Here is a 7,943-nt window from a genome sequence, read left to right as displayed (position 1 = left end):
AAAAGGGATAAGGGAAGGTAGATTGATATGGAGCCTTTGGAAAAGTTTCAAAACCTCCTGCGCGAACTCTTCCAATTCGACCTGGCCTACCTGGACTTCGGCATCTACCGTATTATGAACCTCAAGCGCTCGCTCATCGAGCGCTGGATCGAGGAAGATCTGCCGAAAGCTATCGAAGAAGAACTACAACAGGGCGCCCTGGCCGAAATGCAACGAGCGTAGCAGGCGCTGGAGAAAGCCCGCCAAAAGGTGCTGGATACGCTGGGGGAAGACGCCCTCGACGCCGAAGGCACCCTGGCCGCACAATACCACAACACAAAGGTGGGCAGGGAATACCTGGAAGCCCAAAGGAAAGCCGCCCACGCCCAGCCTGCCGAAGCCCTGGAAGCCGCCGTGTACAATCATCTCTACACCTTCTTCAGCCGCTACTACCAGGACGGTGATTTCATTTCAGGCGACGCTATGCCAAGAAGGAGCATTCTCTGGTGTTGCGAGGCGGGGAGCCTGTTGAACAGGATGGCAAGGTGCTTTATGACCGCATCCCGTATCACGGCGAGGAGGTCATGCTTTACTGGGCTAACCACGACCAGTACTATGTCAAGACCGCCGAGCACTTCACCGACTACACCTGGAAGGCGCCCAACGGCGTGACCGTGCACTTCAAACTCCAGGCCGCCGATGTAGAGGTCAACAATGTCAAGGGCGAGAAGCGCTTCTCCCTGCCTGTGTTGGACGGCATCGCCTGGGATGCGGAAAAGCGCACGCTGACCATCCCCTTCCACTACCGCCCCCTGACCGAGCGGGAGAAAATCACTTACGGCAAGAGCAAACAGCAGGAGAGCATCATCGAGGAAGCCCTGGAGCAGATCCCCGCCCGGCTGCAGGGCAACGCCGAGGCCCTGGCCGCGCTGAGTGCGGAACGGCGTAGAGACGCCAAAGGCAACCCCGGTCTCCTATCTGGCTCACCATCTGCGCCAATACACCGCCTGCAACACCCGCGATTTCTTCATCCACAAGGACCTGCGCGGCTTCCTATCCCGCGAACTGGACTTCTACCTCAAGGACGAGGTGCTCAATCTGGACGAGATGGAAGCGGCCGGCGAAAACCTGGCCGAGGGCTGGTTCCAACTCATGCTGGTGCATCACTGTTGGAAACATTCCGGAGGACTTCTATCCCGAGATCGCGGAGAATGAGGCCCAGTGGGAGGAATGGCGGGCGCTCTTCCATATTCACGAACTGCCCGCCGACCTCAAAGACCAGGGAAGGCCGCATCGCCTTCCTCAAGGGCCATCCCACCCTGGCCCTGGACGCGCGCCACTTCTCCCAGGACTTCACCGACCGCCTGCTGGCATCCTTTAGAGTCATTGCACAATAAGATGCCTCCCCCAGATGTGGGGGTGATTTAGCGGTTTGTGCACCTCTCAGCCCCTATATCTGAGAGTGAGGGTTATTCCGCAACGACTCTATTGTCAACTTGTCGCCTAATCCCCATTCCCCGACAAGTCAGGGGGCGAAACTGGTCGCGTAAGTGTGCAAAGATGGGGGAAAAGAGGGGAGAAATTTTTTCGCATAAGCGGGGAGGTTATGCTATAGTAAAGCCAACCGTGGTCGAGGGAGGCACCCATGAACGAAGCGCATTCCTCCTCTTTTTCGCTTACGCCGGACGAGCAGAGCATTCAACAATTGCGACAGGCCATCGAAACCATGCGCCAGGCCGGTCGGGATACCGCCGCGTTGGAACGCTTGCTGGCCCGGTTGGAAGCCGCCCGGCAGACCGGTTCCTCCGGCGGAGAAGCGGATCACCCCGCGGCACAGGCGCCCCGGGGCGCAGGGGACGACATGGCCGGCCGAGACCGCATCGTGCAAGCCCTGGCCGAGCGCGCGGTGGCCATCGGTAGGGATGCTTTTGGCAATTTCATCATCACCGGCGACAATGTGCAGGTTCAATGTGCGCCCGACGAGTTGCCTCAGGTGCTCCTGGAGGCCTACCACCGCGCCCTGGCCCACGAATGCCGTCAACTTCCCCTGGGCATCATTGACGCCCAGTTCATCCGCCCCGGCACCGGGCAACCCATCACCCTTGATGCGGTGTACATCAACCTGGATGTGGTCTCGCCGCCGCGAGAACCCGACGAAGACACCAAGCATTGGGGCCTGCGCCTGGCCAGGGGCGAGGGCGGCGAGCGCACGTCCCTGTTGGATGCCATGACCTCCCCAAGGGGGCGCAAACTGGTGCTGCTGGGCAGCGCCGGGTCGGGGAAGACCACCTTCGTCAACTACCTCACCTGGCGCATGACGGCTTCCCCAAAACACCGGGAGGCGCTGCCCGCGCCTTTGCGCTCGCTGCTGCCTCTGCGCCTGGTGTTGCGCAGGGTAGCCCCTTATCTGGATGCCGCGTCGAAAGCCGGCGCCCTGTGGGAGGCCCTGCGGGACGACATCGCTGCCCGTCTGGGGGAAGAGGCGGCGGCGCACCTGCTGCCCTATATCCAGCGCAAGGCCGCCCAGCAAGGCGCTCTGGTGATGTTGGACGGCCTGGACGAGGTCCCCGAAGCAGGGAAACGCCGCCAGACCTTGTTGCAGGCCATCACGGCCTGGGTCAACCAGTTTGCCCCCCACAGCCGCTTTCTACTCACCGCCCGCCCTTACGCCTACGCCGACCCCCAATGGCACCTGGAAGGCTTCCAGATTATCGCCCTGGCCCCGTTCAACGAAGACCAGGTGCGCACTTTCGTACAGCACTGGTACGACGCGGTAGCGCCCTGGATGGAATGGACGCCTGCCGTCACCAAGCATAAGCGCGAGCAGTTGCTGCCGCCATCGCCGAGCGGCCCTACCTGGCCGACATGGCCTCACGCCCCCTGTTGCTCACCCTGATGGCCACCCTGCACACCCATCGCGGTCAACTGCCCGAGGACCGCGCCGCGCTCTACGAGGACGCCGTCTCGCTACTCCTGCAACGCTGGCAGGAGAAGAGCGAGGCCGACCCTGTAGCCGGGCAGGACTTCCAAGCCATTCGCGCCCTGGGGGTCGGCGCCCTGCGCCGCATGGTGGAGGAACTGGCCTACAGGACCCACGAGCGGCAGGGGAAACAGGCCCCCAGCGAGGAAGAGGTCCAAACCGCCGCCGATATTCCCTTCCAGGAGATTTTAGCCCTCTTCAGCCGCTACCTGCCCGACACCCTTAACCCCCGCGTGCTGGTGGACTACTTAGAGACGCGGGCCGGCCTGCTTATCGGCCGTAAGGAAGGCACCTATGCCTTTCTCCATCGTTCCTTCCAGGAGTACCTGGCGGCCAGTTACCTTACTAACACCTACGGCGACCTGGCCCAGGCGTTGAGAGAACGGGTGCAAGCAGACCCCACCTGGTGGCGCGAGGTGTTCCTGTTGGGTATCGGCAAAGCCGCCCCGGGGGGCTATGCGGCCGCGGTGGACATCCTCAATCGCCTGTTGCCCCAACCAGTGAACGCGAACTCCTCCGCATCTGACTTACGGCTGGCCGTGCTGGTGGGCCAGGCCGGGGTGGACTTGCGACTGCCCGAACGGGCGGCGGAAAGCGGCGAGGCGTTCCTCCAGGTTATGCTCCAGCGCCTCCGCGAGAGCTTGGCGTTCATCGTGGAAACCGGCGCGCTCACCCCCGCCGAGCGCCTGGAGGCGGGCGACGCGTTAGGCAAACTGGGCGACCCGCGTTTCGACCCCGACCGCCTGCACCTTCCTGTGCTGCTACGCGGTCAGCCCGAACCCGCTCCCTTAGGCTTCGTGCGCATCCCGGCTGGAGACTACTGGCTGGGCAGCCCGGACGATGACAAGACGGCTTACGACGACGAACACCCGCTCCATAGGGTGCGCTTGCCCGAATTCTGGATCGCCCGCTACCCGGTGACCAACGAACAGTTCCGACACTTCGTGGAAGCCGGCGGCTACGAGGCAGAGCGCTACTGGACGCCGGAGGGCTGGGCCTGGCGGCAGGGCACCGAACCGGACTTCTCGGCCATCGAAACCCATCCGGACAAAGACCTTGTGCGCCAGCACAAAGAGTGGGTGCTGGGCCGCAGCCGCCCGCACTGGTGGGGGGACCCTAAATGGGGCGCGGCCACCCGGCCGGTGGTGGGGATCACCTGGTATGAGGCGCTGGCCTACTGTGCGTGGCTGGGGGAGCAGATAGCAGCCTTCAGCCATCAGGTATCAGCCCAAAGCGAGGAAGAGGGCGCTTCTGGGCTGCGGTGGCCTCGGGGCGTTATCGTTTCACCTTGCCCAGCGAGGCCGAGTGGGAGGCGGCAGCCCGGGGCGGCCTTCCCTCTCCCATGGGGAGAGGGGCTGGGGGTGAGGGCTTGAGGATTTACCCCTGGGGCGAGGAGATCACCCCCGACCACACCAACTACGAGGAAACCGGGCTGGGGCAGACCTCGCCCGTGGGCTTGTTCCCCAGGGGGGGGCACGCCGGGGACCGGCCTGCTCGACCTGAGCGGCAATGTCTGGGAGTGGACGCGCAGCAAGTGGGGCRTGGACATTATGCGGCCCGATTACGGCTAYCCTTACGACCCCGCCGRCGGGCGGGAGCGGCTGGCAGGTCYTGACCTGCGCGTGGTGCGCGGCGGCTCGTGGTTCRACMGTCGAAGGRGCGCCCGCGCCGCCYTCCGGGGCWGGKAYCATCCRTCCGKCTTCNTNNACGKCNANNTTGGCTTTCGGGTGGTGTKGTCCCTGGCGGCAGRGAGCGAYCAGGMTTCAGACARCAGGCTTCAGGATGTAGGTAGCAGGCYATAACGGCAGCGTGGAGGYAAATGTAAATATGYGAGATTTTCACCRTTTGAAGGTGTGGGAGAAAAGCCATGCTTTTGCCAAAGCGGTGTATGCGGCCTGTCGGCGCTTTCTGCCTGAGGAGCGCTTTGGGTTGACCAGCCAGTTGCAACGTGCAGCCCTCTCCATTCCAACCAACATTGCCGAGGGTTGTGGCCGCGATGGCGATGCTCAGTTTGCCCGTTTCCTGGAAATCGCCTCAGGTTCGGCTAGCGAGAGCGAGTACCTCCTGCTGTTTGCTTATGAGATGGGGTGGCTGCGCGAAGAGAAATACCGGGCTTTGGTCAACGCCGTAGAGGAAATCAAGCGTATGCTCACTGGCCTCCTCAAATCCTTTGGTCGCCGCTGAAGGCTACCCCCTGACACCTGACGCCTGCAACCTGACACCTCACAAAGGAGTCCTCTATGTCCAAACAAAAGAACAACCCCAAAATCCACACCGAAGGCGGTGCCTATGTAGGTGGCGAGGTGCATACCGGCGGCGATTTCGTCGGGCGCGACAAAATCGTGCAGGCCGGTGAGCGCGGCACAGCCATCGGCGGCAATGTCAGCGGCAGCACCATTATCACGGGTGACGGCAATGTGGTGAACGCCGCCGCGCTGGAGGCCGTCTTCGCGCCGGTATACGCCGCCATTCAGGACTCGCCTCGCCCCGTCGTCGAAAAGGAAGATCTCACCGCCGAGGTGCGCGATATTCAGCAAGTCGTGGCCCACCCCAAAGTGGAGGCTTCGTGGCTGGGCCGACGGCTGCGCAACCTGAAGCGCATGGCCCCCGACATCGCCGAGGTGCTGCTGGCCGGGTTGACTGGCCCCCAAGCCGTAGTGAGCGAAACCGTGCGTAAGATCGCGACCAAGGCGCGGTCTGAGGCGTAGCCTACGCCATCCTGGCCGGGTGGAGCCTCCATCCCCCGCTACAACACCCACACCCAGCGTTCGGGCCGCCAGCGGTGGTTGGGCACGCGGGCCTGCAAGACGGGGTCGAGAAAGGCGGCAATGGCCCGGTGCATCTCCTCCAGCGAGGCATACACCAACCCACATTCCCGGCGCAGGCGACGCGAGGAGGTCCACCAGGAGGGCGGAGGCGGCGGAAGCATTCTGGGCAACGGGTGTGTGTCCCGATGGGCAAAGGTGGCCTCCAGGGCCTGCCGCAAAGCATCGGCCTGGATTTCCCCTAAGGTGGCCAACAGCGCCAGGTCCACCCAATCCTTGACCCGGCTGGGCACAGGATAGGGATAGGTGTAGGCGTGGATCTTTTCGGCGATTTGCTGGGCCACCGGATATACCCAGACCGGGGTGGGCTCGATACCGGCAAAAGCCAACAGCGAAGGCGGCGTGAGCCTTTCGGGACGCAGCGTGAGCACATCTTCGGTGCCCACATCCACATGAAAGGACTCAAACCGCCGCCCGGCCAGAAAACAATGCACGGTGAATCGCCCCGGATGTCGTCTCGAGGGCTGGACCTCGAAGGCAAAGCCATCCCGGAGATCGTGCAATGTCCCCTGAACCAGCAAGGCGTGCAAGTCTTCCCCCTTTTGGGTGAGCAACAAGTCCACATCTTGCGTGGTGCGTGCCCGCACGCCCAGGCGCCACTGGAGCGCTACGCCCCCCTTCAGCGAATGTGCGGGGCCGGCAGCCCCTCGCGTTCGGTGACCTCATCGGGCCGCAGCCGGGCCGTGTGCAACCGCACCCCCCGCCGTCTGCGGGAGGCCGTGCGCGGGACGGTCAGGTGAATCTCACCGGGCAGCAGGTCCGAAAGCCCATACAGCGCCAGGGCGCTGTCGTGCGAGAGCACGGCCTTGGGCCCCGCGTTCAGCCAGGCGATGAACAGGTCGGCGTGAGGCATCTCGGGAAAGGCTGCCCAGCGATACACCCCGCGCCGCACGCGCTGGAAGGTGCCGGTCTTGGTATGGTAAGTGAGCAGCGAGGCGCTGTAGCCCGCCTGACGGGCCTGGCGGGCGGTGAAATACCCGGCCTGGCGTTCGGCGATCCGGTACAGACGGCGGATATCGGGTTTTTGCTTTTTCATGTGTGCAGTTCCTTCAAGGAAATTGAATGTTTCGCACACATCGTAACCGATTTGTCGCTGCATGTCAACACCCGCGTGAGCACGTGTTGTCATTTTTCGTCTCCTGGAGCGCGGTGGTATCGGGTTGATCAAGCCGTCGTTATCGGGCGAGGCTCTCCACGGCTTGCTGCAAATCGGCGAAGTTGGGGGTGATGTAGATGCGGGTGGTGTTGAGATTGCTATGGCCCAACAGGGCCGCGATCTTTTCCAGCGAAACACCGGCGTCGACCAGGTTTTTGGCGAAGGTGTGCCGGAGCGTATGTGGGGTCAGGTGGGCCAACCCGGCCAGGCGCCCGTAGCGGGCGATGGCCCGCTGCACCGACCGAATCGAAATCGGACCATGGTGTTGGCGCTCCACCACCACGAACACAAAACGGGAGGGAGTTTCCGGCCGGACCTGCAGCCAGGCTTGCAGCGCCTGGCGGGCGGCGGCGTTGAGAGGCACGGTGCGGGATTTGCGCCCCTTGCCGGCCCGAACTTCCAGCCAGCCGCTCCGTCCCTTGAGGTCCAGGTCTTCCAATTGCAGGTGAACCAGTTCCCCCACCCGCAACCCGGTGTGAAACAGCAGCAGCACCATGGCCGCATCCCGGCGCCGGGTCACCTGTCGGCGGGTGTAAAAGGTGTGTGCCAGGAACAAATCCCTTTCGACCACCCGCAACAAAGCGCGTTGTTCTTTTCGGCTGAGCCAGCGGGGAGCCAGGCGCTGCTGTCGGGGGATTTTGATTTGAGCCACGGGATTGCTGGTGCATATCCCCTGCTCCATGGCCCATTGGAAAAACTGAGAGAGCGCCGCCAGTTGGCGCGCGATGGAGGTGGGTTTGCGGCCCCGATCGCGTTGCAGGTATTCGCGGTAGGCGCGCAAGTGTTCGGGCTGGACCAGGTCTGGCTGGAAGGCTCGTCCAGCGTGCTCTTCCAGCCAAGCCATAAAGCGGCGCAGGTCTGCACCATAGCGTAACATTTGCGCATCAGACGCGGAAGCACAAAAAACGGCCATGTTTTGCGCGTTTTTCTGCGCCCCTGGGGGGCAGGGCTTGGCGGAAGACGCAGCACCTGGCCCGCAAAGGCACTCCAAGCGGTGCACCTT

At 63.3% G+C, this 7,943-nt stretch carries 8 protein-coding genes and 2 pseudogenes; 7 read left to right on the top strand and 3 right to left on the bottom strand.

Annotated elements, in window-relative coordinates; genetic code table 11:
• The first annotated feature begins 27 nt into the window (after positions 1-27).
• The 7 genes and pseudogenes from G4O04_04430 (at position 28) to G4O04_04400 (ending at position 5,667) form a co-directional block, all read left to right on the top strand.
• Positions 28-1,358: pseudogene (locus G4O04_04430) on the top strand (site-specific DNA-methyltransferase).
• 266 nt (positions 1,359-1,624) lie between these two features.
• The gene (locus G4O04_04425) at positions 1,625-2,875 is read left to right on the top strand and encodes an NACHT domain-containing protein (GenBank protein ID HEY57768.1); all 1,251 of its coding nucleotides are present in this window, start codon (positions 1,625-1,627) and stop codon (positions 2,873-2,875) included.
• Positions 2,845-4,332 carry an SUMF1/EgtB/PvdO family nonheme iron enzyme gene (locus G4O04_04420; GenBank protein ID HEY57767.1) on the top strand — a complete coding sequence of 496 codons (1,488 nt, stop codon included), beginning with the start codon at positions 2,845-2,847 and terminating at the stop codon, positions 4,330-4,332. Before G4O04_04425 ends, G4O04_04420 begins: the two co-directional genes overlap by 31 nt.
• Positions 4,248-4,574, top strand: coding sequence for a formylglycine-generating enzyme family protein (locus tag G4O04_04415; GenBank protein ID HEY57766.1), 327 nt, complete (start codon positions 4,248-4,250; stop codon positions 4,572-4,574). The genes G4O04_04420 and G4O04_04415 overlap by 85 nt, the downstream gene beginning before the upstream one ends.
• Positions 4,402-4,761, top strand: a pseudogene (locus tag G4O04_04410) (SUMF1/EgtB/PvdO family nonheme iron enzyme). Before G4O04_04415 ends, G4O04_04410 begins: the two are co-directional and overlap by 173 nt.
• Before the next feature lie 25 nt (positions 4,762-4,786).
• A complete protein-coding gene (locus G4O04_04405; GenBank protein HEY57765.1) occupies positions 4,787-5,143 on the top strand; it encodes a four helix bundle protein in 357 nt (118 codons plus the stop codon).
• Positions 5,144-5,199: 56 nt separating this feature from the next.
• Positions 5,200-5,667, top strand: a complete 468-nt coding sequence (locus G4O04_04400; protein ID HEY57764.1) for a hypothetical protein — start codon at positions 5,200-5,202, stop codon at positions 5,665-5,667.
• Between the two features lie 38 nt (positions 5,668-5,705).
• On the opposite strand, the gene G4O04_04395 is transcribed toward G4O04_04400, so the two are convergent.
• The 3 genes from G4O04_04395 to G4O04_04385 form a co-directional block, all read right to left on the bottom strand.
• Positions 5,706-6,371, bottom strand: a complete 666-nt coding sequence (locus G4O04_04395) for a nucleotidyl transferase AbiEii/AbiGii toxin family protein (GenBank protein ID HEY57763.1) — start codon at positions 6,369-6,371, stop codon at positions 5,706-5,708.
• 32 nt (positions 6,372-6,403) lie between these two features.
• The gene (locus tag G4O04_04390; GenBank protein HEY57762.1) at positions 6,404-6,820 is read right to left on the bottom strand and encodes a hypothetical protein; all 417 of its coding nucleotides are present in this window, start codon (positions 6,818-6,820) and stop codon (positions 6,404-6,406) included.
• 139 nt (positions 6,821-6,959) lie between these two features.
• Positions 6,960-7,817 (bottom strand): tyrosine-type recombinase/integrase, encoded by an 858-nt coding sequence (locus G4O04_04385; GenBank protein ID HEY57761.1) that lies wholly within the window; start codon positions 7,815-7,817, stop codon positions 6,960-6,962.
• Positions 7,818-7,943 lie beyond the last annotated feature (126 nt).

The organism is Anaerolineae bacterium (assembly GCA_011176535.1).
GTDB lineage: Bacteria > Chloroflexota > Anaerolineae > Anaerolineales > DRMV01 > DUEP01.
This window is presented reverse-complemented; position numbering and strand designations above follow the sequence as displayed.

Excerpts from the sequence above, each read along its gene's own strand:
- G4O04_04400 (HEY57764.1), top strand. The coding sequence starts at position 5,200 with ATGTCCAAACAAAAGAACAACCCCAAAATCCACACCGAAGGCGGTGCC.
- G4O04_04385 (HEY57761.1), bottom strand. The coding sequence starts at position 7,817 with ATGTTACGCTATGGTGCAGACCTGCGCCGCTTTATGGCTTGGCTGGAA.
- G4O04_04425 (HEY57768.1), top strand. The coding sequence starts at position 1,625 with ATGAACGAAGCGCATTCCTCCTCTTTTTCGCTTACGCCGGACGAGCAG.
- G4O04_04420 (HEY57767.1), top strand. The coding sequence starts at position 2,845 with ATGGCCTCACGCCCCCTGTTGCTCACCCTGATGGCCACCCTGCACACC.
- G4O04_04390 (HEY57762.1), bottom strand. The coding sequence starts at position 6,820 with ATGAAAAAGCAAAAACCCGATATCCGCCGTCTGTACCGGATCGCCGAA.